This window comes from Cryptosporangium aurantiacum, assembly GCF_900143005.1.
In the GTDB taxonomy this organism is placed as follows: domain Bacteria; phylum Actinomycetota; class Actinomycetes; order Mycobacteriales; family Cryptosporangiaceae; genus Cryptosporangium; species Cryptosporangium aurantiacum.
The window spans coordinates 354,738-368,503 of sequence record NZ_FRCS01000003.1 but is presented as its reverse complement, the minus strand read 5'-3'; the positions used below and the strand labels follow the sequence as shown (position 1 = coordinate 368,503).

The 13,766-nt window shown below is 70.0% G+C and carries 16 protein-coding genes; 11 read left to right on the top strand and 5 right to left on the bottom strand.

The window, feature by feature from the left end; genetic code table 11:
- Positions 1-11: 11 nt before the first annotated feature.
- The 3 genes from BUB75_RS12590 to BUB75_RS12580 all read right to left on the bottom strand — a co-directional run bounded on the left by BUB75_RS12590 (position 12) and on the right by BUB75_RS12580 (position 2,192).
- Complete coding sequence (locus tag BUB75_RS12590; RefSeq protein ID WP_073256174.1) at positions 12-770, bottom strand: SDR family NAD(P)-dependent oxidoreductase; 759 nt, start codon at positions 768-770, stop codon at positions 12-14.
- Positions 767-1,378, bottom strand: a complete 612-nt coding sequence (locus tag BUB75_RS47045; protein WP_073256171.1) for a TetR/AcrR family transcriptional regulator — start codon at positions 1,376-1,378, stop codon at positions 767-769. Before BUB75_RS47045 ends, BUB75_RS12590 begins: the two co-directional genes overlap by 4 nt.
- A gap of 67 nt (positions 1,379-1,445) precedes the next feature.
- Complete coding sequence (locus BUB75_RS12580; RefSeq protein WP_073256168.1) at positions 1,446-2,192, bottom strand: SDR family NAD(P)-dependent oxidoreductase; 747 nt, start codon at positions 2,190-2,192, stop codon at positions 1,446-1,448.
- Positions 2,193-2,301: 109 nt separating this feature from the next.
- On the opposite strand from BUB75_RS12580, the gene BUB75_RS12575 reads away from it, so the two are divergent.
- The 3 genes from BUB75_RS12575 to BUB75_RS12565 all read left to right on the top strand — a co-directional run bounded on the left by BUB75_RS12575 (position 2,302) and on the right by BUB75_RS12565 (position 4,901).
- The gene (locus BUB75_RS12575) at positions 2,302-2,916 is read left to right on the top strand and encodes a TetR/AcrR family transcriptional regulator (RefSeq protein ID WP_178379847.1); all 615 of its coding nucleotides are present in this window, start codon (positions 2,302-2,304) and stop codon (positions 2,914-2,916) included.
- Between the two features lie 183 nt (positions 2,917-3,099).
- The gene (locus BUB75_RS12570; protein ID WP_073256165.1) at positions 3,100-4,266 is read left to right on the top strand and encodes an amidohydrolase family protein; all 1,167 of its coding nucleotides are present in this window, start codon (positions 3,100-3,102) and stop codon (positions 4,264-4,266) included.
- Positions 4,266-4,901: a cysteine hydrolase family protein gene (locus tag BUB75_RS12565; protein ID WP_073256162.1), complete on the top strand. Its 636-nt coding sequence runs from the start codon at positions 4,266-4,268 to the stop codon at positions 4,899-4,901. The genes BUB75_RS12570 and BUB75_RS12565 overlap by 1 nt, the downstream gene beginning before the upstream one ends.
- 107 nt (positions 4,902-5,008) lie before the next feature.
- Here the strand turns inward: BUB75_RS12565 and BUB75_RS12560 are convergent, their stop codons facing one another.
- Positions 5,009-5,509 (bottom strand): class I adenylate-forming enzyme family protein, encoded by a 501-nt coding sequence (locus BUB75_RS12560; protein WP_073256159.1) that lies wholly within the window; start codon positions 5,507-5,509, stop codon positions 5,009-5,011.
- A gap of 186 nt (positions 5,510-5,695) precedes the next feature.
- Between BUB75_RS12560 and BUB75_RS12555 the strand changes: the two genes are divergently transcribed.
- Entirely contained in the window at positions 5,696-6,160 is a 465-nt protein-coding gene (locus BUB75_RS12555) for a MaoC family dehydratase (protein WP_073256156.1), read from the top strand.
- On the opposite strand, the gene BUB75_RS12550 is transcribed toward BUB75_RS12555, so the two are convergent.
- Positions 6,157-6,798 carry a TetR/AcrR family transcriptional regulator gene (locus BUB75_RS12550; RefSeq protein WP_084740955.1) on the bottom strand — a complete coding sequence of 214 codons (642 nt, stop codon included), beginning with the start codon at positions 6,796-6,798 and terminating at the stop codon, positions 6,157-6,159. The two genes, BUB75_RS12555 and BUB75_RS12550, sit on opposite strands and share 4 nt — an antisense overlap.
- Before the next feature lie 204 nt (positions 6,799-7,002).
- Between BUB75_RS12550 and BUB75_RS12545 the strand changes: the two genes are divergently transcribed.
- From BUB75_RS12545 to BUB75_RS12515, 7 genes are read left to right on the top strand one after another with little or no spacing between them, the layout of a single operon-like run.
- Positions 7,003-7,848 (top strand): SDR family oxidoreductase, encoded by an 846-nt coding sequence (locus BUB75_RS12545; protein WP_073256153.1) that lies wholly within the window; start codon positions 7,003-7,005, stop codon positions 7,846-7,848.
- Positions 7,845-8,741: a VOC family protein gene (locus BUB75_RS12540; protein ID WP_073256149.1), complete on the top strand. Its 897-nt coding sequence runs from the start codon at positions 7,845-7,847 to the stop codon at positions 8,739-8,741. The genes BUB75_RS12545 and BUB75_RS12540 overlap by 4 nt, the downstream gene beginning before the upstream one ends.
- Complete coding sequence (locus BUB75_RS12535; protein ID WP_073256146.1) at positions 8,738-9,871, top strand: acyl-CoA dehydrogenase family protein; 1,134 nt, start codon at positions 8,738-8,740, stop codon at positions 9,869-9,871. The genes BUB75_RS12540 and BUB75_RS12535 overlap by 4 nt, the downstream gene beginning before the upstream one ends.
- Positions 9,871-10,323 (top strand): Zn-ribbon domain-containing OB-fold protein, encoded by a 453-nt coding sequence (locus BUB75_RS12530; RefSeq protein ID WP_073256143.1) that lies wholly within the window; start codon positions 9,871-9,873, stop codon positions 10,321-10,323. Before BUB75_RS12535 ends, BUB75_RS12530 begins: the two co-directional genes overlap by 1 nt.
- Positions 10,310-11,458, top strand: coding sequence for a thiolase family protein (locus BUB75_RS12525; RefSeq protein WP_073256140.1), 1,149 nt, complete (start codon positions 10,310-10,312; stop codon positions 11,456-11,458). The genes BUB75_RS12530 and BUB75_RS12525 overlap by 14 nt, the downstream gene beginning before the upstream one ends.
- Entirely contained in the window at positions 11,455-12,597 is a 1,143-nt protein-coding gene (locus BUB75_RS12520; protein ID WP_073256137.1) for an acyl-CoA dehydrogenase family protein, read from the top strand. The genes BUB75_RS12525 and BUB75_RS12520 overlap by 4 nt, the downstream gene beginning before the upstream one ends.
- On the top strand, positions 12,594-13,742 hold the full coding sequence (locus BUB75_RS12515) for an acetyl-CoA hydrolase/transferase C-terminal domain-containing protein (RefSeq protein WP_073256134.1): 1,149 nt from the start codon (positions 12,594-12,596) through the stop codon (positions 13,740-13,742). The genes BUB75_RS12520 and BUB75_RS12515 overlap by 4 nt, the downstream gene beginning before the upstream one ends.
- Positions 13,743-13,766: the final 24 nt, after the last annotated feature.

Below are 13,766 nucleotides of genomic sequence, written 5' to 3'. Positions count from 1 at the left end.
GGTCTCCGCCGCTAGCGCAGCATGAGCGTGCCGCCGTCGACCGCGAAGATCTGACCGGTCATGAAGCGGGCGCCGGGGGAGGCGAGGAAGGTCACGACCGGCACGAAGTCGCGTTCGATGTCGCCGAGCTTGCCGCCCAGCGGAACGCTCTGCTTCAGCATCGCGTCGTGCGCTGCCAGTTGCTCGGGCGACATGGAGGCACGGGTCTTGTCGTACATCGGGGTCCAGATGGCCGGTGCGATGGCGTTGACGGTGATGCCGTACGTGCCCCACTCGACGGCGATCGAGCGCATCCAGGCGATGACGGCACCCTTGCTGGCAGCGTAGGCGGCTTTGTTCGGATAGCCCTGGACTCCGGCCGCGGACGCGAAGTTCAGGATCTGCCCGCCGTTGTCCTTCAGGTGCTCGAACGCGGCCTGGTTGGTGAGGAACGTGCCGGTGGCGTTGACCGACATGACGCGGCCCCAGGTGTGCATGTCGAGGGACTCGGCCGGGCCGCCGGGCGCGATGCCGGCGGCGTGGATGAGCACGTCGAGGCCGCCCAGGTGCTCGGTGGCGGCGGCGAACGCCGGCTGCACCGACTCCTTGCTCGACACATCGACCTGGACGAAGTGCGCGCCGGCCTGCTTGGCGATGTCGGCGCCGACGGGCCCGCTGAGGTCCATCGAAACGACGTTCGCGCCCGCCTTCGGTAGAGCACGGACGAGTCCTTCGCCCATGCCGCTGGCGCCACCGGTGACGATGATGCGCCGGCCGCTGAGATCGGTCACGGCATTCTTCTTTCCTCGGAGAGCAGGACTTCGGTACCGAACGACCGGGTCCAGTTGGGGAAGAGCGTCAGGAGCGCCCGGACGAGTTCGGGACGGTCGAAGGGCGTGTCGCCACACACCCATTTGCCGATCAGTGCGGCCATCCCGTGGGCGACCGCGTGGGCGATGGCGTCGCGGACAGCGGGGGCTTCCAGGGCGACCCTTCCGCGGCTGGAGAAGCCGGGTCGCAGATGCCGGGCCAGGATGTCGCCGAATCGGATCCGCAGAGAGGTCGAGTCCGGTCCGAACACCATCCGGTACAGCACGGGCTGGCTCTCCAGGTGGCTGAGCAGCGCATCGAGGCTCAATTCCGCGGCCGCTCCGTGCGATTCGAGCCCGCTGTCCCGGGCGAGGAGATCGAAGCTGACGATCCCTGCCAAAGCGTCATCCAGCGTGCTGAGGAGCAGTTCATCCGCACTCTCGAAGTGCACGTAGAAGATCGAGCGGCTGGTGCCGGCGCGGCTGACGATCGCGCTCACCGACGGCGTGCGGCCGGTCTCCGCGCAGAGCGCAAGAGCCGCCTCGGCGAGGCGGCTCTTGGTCCGGGCAGGGCGTGGGTCGGTCGACACGAACGCAGGCTACGCCTAGTGACGACTTTTTGGCCAGCTGTCCTAAAACTCGTTGCGGAGCACCAGCTCAGTCGAACATCAGGCCGCCGTCGATGAGCAGGCCGACACCGGTGATGAACGCGGCCTGGTCGGACAGCAGGTAGGCCACGGCCTGGGCGACCTCTTCGGGGGTGCCGAGGCGGCCGATCGGGATGAGATCGGCCCATTCCCGCTGGTTCTCCTCCGGGAAGCCGGCGAGACCGGGGGTGAGGATGGTGCCGGGGCAGACGGCGTTGACGCGAATGTTGCGGCGGGCGTACTGCAGAGCGGCGTTCTTGGTCAGGCCGATGACGCCGTGTTTGGCGGCGGTGTAGGCGGCCATGAACGGTGCGTTTTTGACCCCGGCGTTCGAGGCCATGTTGACGATGCTGCCGTGGCCGGCGTCGACCATGACCTTGAGTTCGGCGCGCAGACAGAGGAACGTGCCTCGCAGGTCGATGCCCATGACCTGGTCCCAGGTCTCGATCGGCATCTCGTGCAGGTCGCCGGGCTGATGCCCGATGCCGGCGTTGTTCACCGCGAGGTCAAGGCCGCCGAGGTGCTCTACCGAGCGGGCGATCAACTCGTCGACGCTGTCGGCGTTCGACACGTCCGCCGGGACGAAGGTGGCCGCGCCGCCGGCGGCGAGAATCGTCTCGACCGTCTGCTTCCCGCCGTCCTCGGAGACGTCCGAGACGACGACGTTCGCGCCGAGCGACGCGAGGTGAACCGCGGTCGCCTGCCCGATGCCGGCGCCCGCACCGGTCACGACTACACCCGCACCATCGAATGCCATGGCGGTTCTCTTCCTCGAGTCATTTATGACACCGTATCGGTGACGTAAATAGACGATAACTCCGTGTCACGCATTTATGCAACCGGACCGGTGGCGATATCCTGGGCGCATGGCGGCGTCCTCGGGCAGTGGTGCGCGTGGGCGGCCGCGCGACCCGGACGTGGAGGACCGCATCGTCCGAGCCGCGGTCGACGAGCTGGCCGAGGTGGGTGTCGCGGCTTTCAGTCTGAACTCGGTCGCGGCGCGGGCCCGGGTCGCGAAGCGCAGCATCTACAGCCGCTGGCCCGACCGCGAGGGCCTCGTCGCAGCCGGTCTAGCGTCGCTCTCGGTCGGCCTGGAGCCGCCCCGCACCGGCACGCTCTCCGGCGACCTCGAGATGTTGTTCGACCAGATCGCCGACATGCTCGCCGAGCCGCGCCGGTCCGTGTTGGCGCGCTGCGCGGCCGAGCTCGCGTCCTATCCGGTGCTCTACGCGGCGTTCAAGCGGGACGTTATCGATCAGAGCATGGCGGTGATCGAGGGCGCTCTGGTCGACGCCCGCGCGCGTGGCGAGGTGCGGTCCGGCGATTCGCCGGCTCTCGTCGCGGAGGTGTTCGTCAGTGCCATTTTCGGGCGCAGCACGTACGCCCCGCACACGCAGCCCGGCGGTGTGCCGGAGATGAAGAGCGGATTGATCGCCGTGACTCTGCACGCCTTGGCGTGGCGGCCGACGACTCCCGGTTGACTTCCTCGTCAGATTATTGACGCCTTCGGCGGCCTACCGCGAGGTGTTCAGCCCGCGCGGTGGGGTCCGAGTAGCAAATTCCCGCGTTAGCTTGACCGGTTTAGTGAGAGCAGAATCTGTTAACGAAACCGTCAAGTAGGGGTACCGTGCGGTGAAGCGCGTCACAACCGACGAGGAGTCGCGATGCCACTGCAGGACCACCATCAGATCGTTTCGGTCGACGACCACTTGATCGAGCACCCTCGGGTCTGGCAGGACCGGTTACCCGCCGCGCTTCGCGAGCGTGGCCCGCGCATCGTGGAGGCCAGCGGCAAGCACGTGTGGCACTACGACGGCGTGGTCTACCCGACCGTCGGCCTGAACGCCGTCGCAGGGAAGCCACCGGAGGAGTGGGCGCTGGACCCGGTCCGCTACGAGGACATGATTCCCGGCTGTTACGACCCGGCGGCCCGGGTCAAGGACATGGATCTGGACGGCATCCAGGCCGCGTTGTGCTTCCCCTCCTTCCCCGGGTTCGGCGGAGGCGTCTTCCAGCGCGCGCAGGACAAGGACCTGGCACTGCTCTGCCTCCAGGCGTGGAACGACTTCCACATCGAGGAATGGTGTGGGACCGCGCCGGACCGCTTCATCCCGCTGGCGATCGTGCCGACCTGGGACCCGGAGCTGGCCGCCGCGGAGATCCGCCGTACGGCCGCGATGGGCGCGCGGACGATCTCCTTCCCCGACAGCCCCGTGCCGCTCGGCCTGCCGAGCTTCCACAATGAGCACTGGGAGCCGCTCTGGAATGCCTGCGAGGAGACCGGGACGGTTCTCTCGCTGCACTTCGGTTCGGGCTCCTACGTGCCCGGGTTCTCGTTCGCGGCGACCCGTGCGATCCCCGGCGAGGTCGTGCTGCCGGACGCGCCGTTCGCGGTCGCGATCACGATCTTCTCTACCAACCTGATGTGGAGCGCCGCGGACTTGCTGTTCTCCGGTGTCCTGCAGCGCCACCCCAAGCTGCAGTTCTCGCTGGCGGAGGGCGGCATCGGCTGGATTCCCTACATCATCGAGCGGGCCGACTTCGTCTGGGAGCGGCACCGTTACTACCAGCCCATCGACTTCGATACACGCCCCTCGGACCTGTTCCGTAAGCACTTCTGGGGCTGCTTCATCGACGACGAGTTCGGTGTGGAGAATCGGCACAAGGTCGGCATCGACCGGATCATGCTGGAGATCGACTACCCGCACTCGGACTCCAACTGGCCCAACAGCCGGAAGCGGGCGGCCGAGGTGCTGGCCGACGTTCCCGACGACGAGGTCACCAAGATCACGGAGACCAACGCGCGGACGATGCTCCGGTTCCCCCGGTAGTGGCGGTCAACACCGCAGTCGTTTGCGTGGAGTGCCAGGACGGAGTGCTCGGCGAGCGCTCCGTCCTGCCCGCGCTCGGCGCGGACGCGGCACCGCTGATCAAGAACATCGCGCGCTTGGTCGACGGTGCCCGTACGGCGGGGATCCAGGTCGTCCACGCCACGTTCGGCGGCCTGCTCGGCACACCGGTGAGCACGGCCCCGATCTGGCGCCGGTTGGCGGAGCGGACCGCCGGCTGGACACCCGATCACCCTGCAACGGCGGTGCTGCCCCAGTTGAGCCACCCCGACGATCTCGTGCTGCCCCGCCGGCACGGGCTTTCCCCGACCTGGCGGACCGAGTTGCTGCCGATCCTGCGTGACCTCGGCATCGGCACGATCGTGCTGGCCGGAGTATCGCTCAACCTGGCACTGCCGATGGCTGCGGCGGAGGCGGGGCACGAGGGGTTCACCGTGGTCGTCCCGCGTGACGCGGTCGCCGGGACGCCGGCCGAGTACGGGGAAGCGGTCCTGGCCAACACGATGCGGATGCTCGCTCGGATCACTACCACCGACGAGTTACTCCAGTCGTGGCGCGCCACGCCGGAGATCCGGCCGCTAGGACCTGCTACGCCCGGACGCGCGGGCAGCGAGTGAAAGGGGAGGCCCGCTGGACGTGGATGGTGGAGCAGGCCGGGTACCTCACCGGCCACTACATCGCCGTCGACGGCGGCCAGCACCGCACGGCTTTCTGAGCGCGGAGCCTACGGAGCGGGGCTCGAAGCGGCTCCGGACGCGAACAGCGTCCGGAGCCGCTTCTTGTCGACCTTGCCGGTGGGCAGCGTCGGCAACGCGTCGACCACGTGCAGCGCCCGGGGCGCCTTGTGCCGAGCGAGTTGGACGCGGACGTGTTCCTGCAGCCCCGCGAGGGTCACCTCGCCGGCTCCGGTGGGGACCACGACGACACACACGGCCTCGCCCCAGCGCTCGTCCGGAACTCCGATCACCGCGCACGCGCCGACGGCGGGATGCGTGATGACGGCGTCCTCGACCTGCTGGGAGTAGACGTTCTCTCCTCCGGAGACGATCACGTCTTTCTTCCGGTCGACGAGATAGAAGAGGGGCACGCACAGCAGCACCCGGTCGGTGCTGCCGGTGCGCATCTGTCCCGCCGCGGGGACCTCGGCGAACTCCAGGCTGTTCGTGCCCAGCACCGCGATCCGGTCCTGGCGGCGTAGGCCGAGATCGGCCAGCGCGGTCGCCACGGACGCGGCGCGGTCACGCAGACCGCGGTTACCTCACAGAAGCTGCAACGAGAACAATGACATCGGTGTCAACTTACTCGGGTAATTGCGGCGGTGGAGTGGTCAAAGTCCAGCGAGATAGGGAGATCTGAGCATTGACGCTCATGTCACTTCTTCCTAGAGTCGGCCGCGACGAGGGGAGAACGTATGGAGATCTTTCGGAGCGTCGCGGAGCTGGAGAAGGCGGTCGGTCGCGAGTTGGGTCCCACCGACTGGTTCCTGGTCGGCCAGTCGCGCGTGGACGGTTTCGCTGACGTCACCGAGGACCATCAGTGGATCCACGTGGATCCGGAGCGGGGCGCGGCCGGGCCGTTCGGCGCCACCGTGGCGCACGGGTTCCTGACGGTCTCGCTGGTGCCGTTCTTCGTCAACCAGCTCCGCCGGGTGGAAGGCGTCCGGATGGGCGTCAACTACGGGCTCAACCGGGTGCGGTTCCCGTCGCCGGTGCGCGTCGGCAGCCGGATCCGCGCGCGCACGACGATGGCCGAGCTGGAGCAGGTCGACGATACGACGGTCCAGATGGTGTTGCGCACGGTCATCGAGGTCGAGGGTGGGAGCAAGCCGGCCTGCGTGGCCGACCTGGTGAGCCGGTACTACTACGATCCGGCCTAGGCGGCATGGTCCAGCACGCTGCGGATCGTCATCGCCACGGTGCGGATCAGGTCGCGTTCGTCGACGGGCAGTTTCTGCCCGCGGCAGTAGTACCAGGAGCGGTCGAGCATCGCGAGGACAGCGAGTCCCAGCGTCTCCGGCGTGTCGGTCGGTACGCGTTGCCGGTTGCGCAGGCTCATGCCGACGATCCACGCGGTACGCATCTGGAGCCGGGCCGAGCCGGCGCGGAACTCCTCGTCCTCCGGCGCTGATTGGGCCGAGGACAGGATGAACGCACCGTGGACGTCCATGAAGGCGAAGTAGCGCCGGACCCAGCCGGCGAGGTCGATGGACTCGATCGGCTGCGGCAGCTGATCAAGCTCGGTGACCACGTGGATGATGTCCCGGAACGACTGCTCGCCCAGGACCGTGAAGACTTCACGCTTGCCGCGGAAGTAGGTGTAGAAGCCGGCTCGGGAGATGCCGCAGGCGTCGGTGATGTTGTTGATCCGGGTTCCGCCGTAGCCCCGCTCGAGGAAGAGCGTCCGGGTTGCCTCCAGGATCGCGGTGCGCGTTCGGACTGCTCGTTCCCCGAGGGGTTCCGGGGTGTCCGGCGTCGCGTCGACGGTGGTGACTGACTCGTTGATCGTGCCCTCCAAGGCGGACGAGGCTGGCCGCCCGCAGCGGGCGGTGTCTTCGGGATCCCGGCCACGTCGATGAGGCAGACGCTCATTCGATCTTCCGCCTGACTGCACTGTCAAGCGAACCCCGCTCCTGCCCTATTGACGACCAGGAAAGCTGCTCGTTAGGCTTCTGACACTTTCGTCAAATTCTTGGCGCTGACCACCGGCGGGAGTCGAGAGATGGTTGAGGGCACACTGGCCGGGCGAACTGCTCTGGTCACCGGCGCGAGCCGGGGAATCGGAGCCGCGATCGCTCTCCGGTTCGCCGCCGAGGGCGCGAACGTGGCGCTGCTGGCCACGACGGCGCAGCCGAAGGCACGAATCCCGGGCACGGTGTTCAGCGTCGCCGGGCAGATCGAGCAGGCCGGCGGGCACGTGTTGCCGGTCGTCGGTGATTTGCGCCGCGACGAGGACGTGGAGCGAGCGGTCGCCGAGACGGTGGCGACGTTCGGCGGTCTCGATCTGGTGGTGAACAACGCGGCCGCGTTCGACACCACCCCCACCAGCCGGATCACGATGAAGCGCTACGACCTGCTGCAGGCGGTCAACGCGCGGGGCAGTTTCCTGGTCAGCCGCACCGCGTTGCCGCACTTGGAGAAGTCACCGGCCGCGCACGTCCTCTCGATCTCCCCACCGCTCACGCTCGATCCGCGCTGGACGGGCGCTCACCTGGCCTACACCGCGTCGAAATACGCGGTCAGCCTGATGACCCTCGGTCTGGCCGCCGAGCTGCGAGACGCCGGGATCGCCGCGAACTCGCTCTGGCCGAGCACCGCCGTGGCCACCGAAGGCATCCGGGTGATGCTCGGCGAGGAGGTCGCCGGACGGCAGGCCCGTCGGGTCGAGGTGATGTCCGACGCGGCGCTGGCCATCGTCCGCCGCGACCCGCGCGAATACACCGGCCGCCTGGTGACGGACGCCGAGGTGCTCGGCGCGGAGGGCGTCGACCTCGCGCGGTACAGCCTGAGCGACGACGAGAGCCAGCTGCAGCCGAGCTTCTTTCTCCCTGAGGAGGCAGGACGATGAGCACTCCGACGACCACCGAGGTCGTGCTGGCCCACGCGGCACTGCACTGCAACCTCAACACGGTCGACCTCGCCGCGGCCGAGGCGTTCTACACCGAGGCGCTGGGTTTGCGGGCGCGGATGCGGTCGATCAGCGTGAGCACGGACGGCACCCCGATGGGGCTCGGCCCCGACACGGCCAGCACCACTGCGTTTCTCTGGGACCACCGGGGGCCGCGCGCGGCCCCGGCCCTGGAGCTGGTCGGCTGGGAACGTCCGGCCACGGTGCCGGCCGAGACCGCGCCGCGAGGCTTCGTCGCCGTGGGCTTTCGGGTGAACTCGCTGCCGGCGGCAGGGGACCGGCTGCGCTCAGCGGGGGCCGCGGTCGACGAGGTGCCCCCGGTACCCGTGCGTGGCTCGCTCCGGTCCGCGCTGCGGACGGTCGACCCGGACGGCGTGACGGTCGAGATCGTCGAGGTCGCCGACGCCGACGACTCCACGGCGGCCCTCTCCCACCTGCGGGTGTACTGCACGGACCTGGCCCGGGCAACCGGCTGGTACGAGGGGATCGGGTTCGTGGTCGGCGCCACCGGCGCGGGTACGGCGTCGGTGGCGCTGCCTGAGGATCCGACGTTCTCCCTGGAACTCACCGAGCACCCGGCCGCGCCGCAGACCGACCGGGCCGCGAACACCCAGGGCCTCTACCGGATCGCGCTCGCCGTCGACGACGTCCGGGCGGCGCACGCGGTCCTGGCCGAGCGGACCGACGGCGTTCCCGAGCCGGTGTTCATCCCGATGCCCGACATACCGACCGGGGGATTCACCGTGCTGTTCCTCGCCGATCCGGACGGCGCCGTCGTGGAGCTGGTGGAGCGTCCGCGGTCGGCGGTGCGGCGGCCGGTACTGCCGGTATGAGCGGGCTCACCGCGGAGCAGCAGGAACTCCGGAGCATGATCCGTGCGCTGCTCGAGAAGCAGTCGCCCGAATCCGCCGTCCGCGCCACGATGGACACCGATCGAGGCTACGACCCCGCCCTCTGGACTTCCTTCGCGGAGCTGGGCCTGCTCAGCCTCGCGGTACCCGAGACCTTCGGCGGCGGCGGTGCCGGCTGGACCGAGCAGGGCCTGGTGTTCGAGGAACTGGGCCGGTCGCTGGCCTGCGCGCCGTATCTGTCCACCGTCGGGCTGGCGATCACCGCTCTCCTGGAGAGCGGTGACGATCGGGCGATCGAACGCTGGTTACCGAGCCTGGCGGCAGGTGACCGCACCGCGGCGCTGGTCCTTGGGGAGCGGTCCGGCCACTGGTCCACGACGGGCGAGGCCCTCACGGCGACCGCGACCGACGGTGGCTGGCAGGTGACCGGTGTCGCCGAACACGTCCTCGACGGTGCGACCGCCGACCTGCTCCTCGTCCTCGCCGTGGCCGATCCGGGGCCGACGCTGTTCGCCGTCGAGGCGGCCGGCCAGGACGTCCGGCGCACGCCGGTGACCACGTCGGACCGCACGCGGCGGATCGCCCACGTGCGGCTGCTGGACGCGGCGGCCCGGCCGATCGGTGCGATCGGTGGTGGCGCGGACATCGTCGCGGCGGCACTGCGGTACGGCCAGGTAGCTCTCGCCTGCGAACAGGTGGGCGGGGCGGCCCGTTGTCTCGAGCTCGCCGTGGACTACGCCAAGACCCGGGTGCAGTTCGGCCGGCCGATCGGATCGTTCCAGGCGGTCAAGCACAAATGCGCGGACATGCTCGTGGCCGTCGAGTCGGCCCGGTCGGCGTCCTGGGTGGCGATCCGCGCGGCCGGATCGGAAGATCTGCCGCTGGCCGCAGCCGTGGCGGCCGCGGTCTGCGCCGAGGCGTACGAGCACTGCGCGTCTGTCCTCGTCCAGGTGTCCGGCGGCATCGGCTACACCTGGGAACACCCGGCTCATCTGCACGTCAAGCGCTCCCGGGGCTCGGCCGTGCTGCTCGGCGCTCCCCATCAGCACCGTCGGCTCGTCGCCGAGCTGGCATCGATCCCCGCCGCCCATGTTCGGGAAGGAAGTCACTGATGACCTCACAGGTGCCCCTCGCGGAAGGGCTGTTCACCTGGCCCGCGGAGGACCCCGCGCTGATCGGCGGCCTGGCCTCCGACGGGTCCTTCGTCTTTCCCTACCGGCAGTACAAGCTGGTCGGCGGCGTGCGGGAAGAACTGGAGCGCGTCGAGCTGCCCCGGCGCGGAACGCTCTGGACGTTCACCACCCAGCGTTTCCGGCCGCCGGCGCCCCCGTACGCCGGCGCCGATGACATCAACTCCTTCGAGCCGTTCGCGGTCGGGTACGTCGAGCTGCCCGGTGCCCTGCGGGTCGAGGCGCGGCTGACCGAGTCCGACCCCGCCAAGCTGCGGATCGGCCAGGAGATGGAACTGCGGATCGTGCCGTTCGGCACCGATTCCGCCGGCAACGAGACGGTCCTGTACGCGTTCGCCCCGGTCTCGGAGGAGGCTCCCCATGGCACCGAGTGACGTCGCCATCATCGGCGTCGGTCTGCACCCGTTCGGCCGCTATCCGGGCAAGTCCGCGCTCCAGATGGGCGAAGACGCGGTCATCGAGGCGCTCGGTGACGCGGGGGTGGAGTGGCCGGCGGTGCAGGCGCTCTATGCCGGCAGCATGGAGGTCAAGAACCCGGAGGCGATCGTCGCGCTGCTCGGGTTGACCGGCGTCCCCGGCCGTGCGGTCTTCACCGGCTGCGCGACCGGCGCCACCTCGCTGGCGATGGCAGCGAACGCCATCCGGCTCGGTGACGCCGACATCGCGATCGCGATCGGACTGGACAAGCACCAGCGAGGTGCGTTCTCCGACCATCCGTCGGTCTCCGGCCTGCCGGACTGGTACGGGGAGGCGGGGCTGTTCCTCACCACCCATTTCTTCGGGATGAAGATCAACCGCTACATGCACGACCACGGCATCCCGGCCGAGACGTTGGCGCAGGTCTCGGAGAAGGCGTTCGCCAACGGAGCGAAGAACCCGAACGCCTGGCGGCGCAAGCCGCTCTCGGTCGACGAGGTGCTCGCGTCTCCGGTGCTGAACTACCCACTGACCCAGTACATGTACTGCGGACCGGACGAAGGCGCGGCGGCGGCGATCCTCTGCCGGGCCGACATCGCGCACCGATACACGACGCAGCCGGTCTACCTGCGGGCCAGCACGCTGCGTAGCCGCCGGGAAGGCGCGTTCGAGCTGCTCAGCCCTTCGTTCCCGCTGGCGACGGCGGACAGCGTGACGGTCGACGCCTCCCGCGAGGCCTACGAGCAGGCCGGCATCGGCCCGGAGGACGTCGACGTCATCCAGTTGCAGGACACCGACGCCGGCTCCGAGGTCATCCACATGGCGGAGAACGGCTTCTGCGCCGACGGTGAGCAGGTGGCGCTGCTGGCGGGCGGCGAGACCCGGATCGGCGGTCGTCTCCCGATCAACACCGACGGCGGGCTGCTCGCCAACGGCGAGCCGGTCGGGGCATCCGGGCTGCGGCAGGTGTACGAGCTGGTCAACCAGTTGCGTGGCCGGGCGGGCGACCGGCAGGTCGAGGGAGCCCAGGTCGGTTACGCGCAGCTGTACGGTGCGCCGGGCACGGCCGCCGTGACGATCCTGTCGGTATGAGTTCCCGCGCGGTGAGTTTCCGGGAAGAGGTCCGGGCGTGGCTGGCCACCGCCCCACGCCCGGCCGGCCTCCACGACTACGGACCGACGCCCACCGCTGCCGATGTGCCGGCCGGCCGGGCCTGGCAGGCGATCCTCGCCGAGGCCGGCTACGCCTGCCTGCACTGGCCGGAGCGCTGGGGCGGGCGGGACGCCGGCGTCCCCGACCAGGCGGCATTCGCCGAGGAAGCCGCCCGGGCGGGCGTCCCGCGACAGCTGAACATCGTCGGACCCGACCTGGTCGGGCCGGTCCTGATGACCTACGGCACTCCCGCGCAGCAGGCCGCGTACCTTCCGCGGATCCGCACCGGCCACGACATGTGGTGCCAGCTGTTCAGCGAGCCGGAGGCCGGTTCCGACCTGGCTTCGGTCCGGACCCGTGCGGTGCGCACGGACGCCGGGTGGGTGGTCGACGGGCAGAAGGTGTGGACCAGCGGTGGGGGGGACGCCGAGTACGGACTGCTGCTGGCCCGGACCGGTGGCCCCGGTCACCGCGGGCTCTCGGTGTTCGTGGTGCCGATGGACGCACCCGGTGTGGTCGTCCGGCCGTTGCTGCAGATGGACAACGAGAGCAAGTTCAACGAGGTGTTCCTCACCGGCGTCGCCCTGCCTGCCGACGCGCTGGTCGGCGCGGAGGGCGAGGGCTGGGCCGTGGCCACCGCCACGCTCGGCCGGGAGCGGCTCTCCCTCGGAGCGAACGCGGTGAGCATGTTCCGGTCGCTGGACGATCTGGTGGAGTCGGCTACCGTCCGCGGCCGGTTCGACGAGCACCTGCGGGACGAGGTCACCGATCTCTGGATCCGGGTCTGGTTGCTGCGCGCCACCTGGGAACGGGCGATCGCGTCCGGGGAAGAGCCCGGTGCGCCCGCGTTCTCGGTGCTGAAGCTGCTCAGCTCGGAGACCCAGCGGGACATCGGCAACACCGGGATCGAGGCGCTAGGCCTGGACGCCCTCTGGTCGGAGAACAACGAGCCGCTCGTCCACCGCATGCTCGTCGGCCACGCCCAGACAATTCTCGGCGGCACCAGCGAGATCCAGCGCAACATCCTGGCCGAGCGCATCCTCGGGCTGCCCCGGGACCCGTACCGGGCGCCCGCGTGAAGGGATTGGCCGATCTGATCCGGCCCGGTGCCCGGGTCGCGGTGGGGGACGGGCTGGGTGCCCCCCGGTCGGCCTACGCGGCGCTCGGTGCCGCAGCGCGGTCAGCGGGGGGCGTCCGGCTGGTGCTGGGCTGGGTGCCGGTCGCCGAGCCCGAACTGGATCTCGCCGCGTTCGCCGACGTGCGCGCGGTCATGTCGGGATGGGGCCTGCGGCGTCCGATCGAGGCCGGGCTGGTCCGGTCGCTGCCGGTACGGCTATCCGCGGTGCCGGCGCTGCTGGCCGGACCGCTGAGCCCCGACGTCCTGGTCGCCACCGTGGTGCCGCGGTCGGGCGGCGGCTACGGCTTCGGCACCGAGGTGTCCTGGCAGTGGGCCGCCGTCGACGCGGGGGCGATCGTCGCCGGTGTGGTCGCCGACGGTTTGCCGTCCGCCGACGCCGGCCCGCCGCTACCGTCCGACCGTCTCGTGCTGGTGGGGGAGTCCACGCTTCCGCCGCGGACATTGCGGCCCACTCCGCCCGGCCCTGAACACCGCGCGATCGCCGAGCGGGTCGCGGGCTACTTGCCGCCCGGCGCGCGGCTCCAGATCGGACCGGGTGCGCTCGGCGTCGCCGTGCTCGACGCGCTGCGTACTCCCATGCGGATCGACTCCGGGCTGCTCCCGGACGCCGTCGTCGACCTGGACAAGCGGGGCCTGTTGGTGGGACAGCCGGTTGCGACCTATCTCGCCGGTGGGTCGGAACTCCTCGACTGGGCGGATGGGCGGCCGCTCCTGCACCGGATCGAGTACACCCATGACCTCGGCCGGCTCTCGTCCGGCGAGCCGTTCGTCGCAGTCAACACGGCCCTGGAGGTGGACGCCCAGGGACAGGTCAACGTCGAGGCGCTCCCCGGCGCCGCGGTGGGCGGCATCGGGGGCCACCCCGACTACGCGGTCGCAGCGACCCGCTCGGTCGGAGGGCTCAGCATCGTCGCGCTGCCGCGCGCGCATCGGGGCAGCTCTACGCTCGTATCGGCCCTGTCCGGTCCGGTGAGCACACCGGGGCACGACGTGGACGTCCTGATCACCGAGGACGGAGCTGCGGACCTCCGCGGCCTGGACCGCAGCGAGCGAGCCGCCGCTATCCAGGCTCTCTGGAATTTCTAGACCGGCCGCGCCGGTCCGCGCGAG

Coding starts and splice junctions, on each gene's coding strand:
- BUB75_RS12580 (WP_073256168.1), bottom strand. CDS start 2,192: ATGGCATTCGATGGTGCGGGTGTAGTCGTGACCGGTGCGGGCGCCGGC.
- BUB75_RS12575 (WP_178379847.1), top strand. CDS start 2,302: ATGGCGGCGTCCTCGGGCAGTGGTGCGCGTGGGCGGCCGCGCGACCCG.
- BUB75_RS12570 (WP_073256165.1), top strand. CDS start 3,100: ATGCCACTGCAGGACCACCATCAGATCGTTTCGGTCGACGACCACTTG.
- BUB75_RS12555 (WP_073256156.1), top strand. CDS start 5,696: ATGGAGATCTTTCGGAGCGTCGCGGAGCTGGAGAAGGCGGTCGGTCGC.
- BUB75_RS12545 (WP_073256153.1), top strand. CDS start 7,003: ATGGTTGAGGGCACACTGGCCGGGCGAACTGCTCTGGTCACCGGCGCG.
- BUB75_RS12540 (WP_073256149.1), top strand. CDS start 7,845: ATGAGCACTCCGACGACCACCGAGGTCGTGCTGGCCCACGCGGCACTG.
- BUB75_RS12535 (WP_073256146.1), top strand. CDS start 8,738: ATGAGCGGGCTCACCGCGGAGCAGCAGGAACTCCGGAGCATGATCCGT.
- BUB75_RS12530 (WP_073256143.1), top strand. CDS start 9,871: ATGACCTCACAGGTGCCCCTCGCGGAAGGGCTGTTCACCTGGCCCGCG.
- BUB75_RS12525 (WP_073256140.1), top strand. CDS start 10,310: ATGGCACCGAGTGACGTCGCCATCATCGGCGTCGGTCTGCACCCGTTC.
- BUB75_RS12520 (WP_073256137.1), top strand. CDS start 11,455: ATGAGTTCCCGCGCGGTGAGTTTCCGGGAAGAGGTCCGGGCGTGGCTG.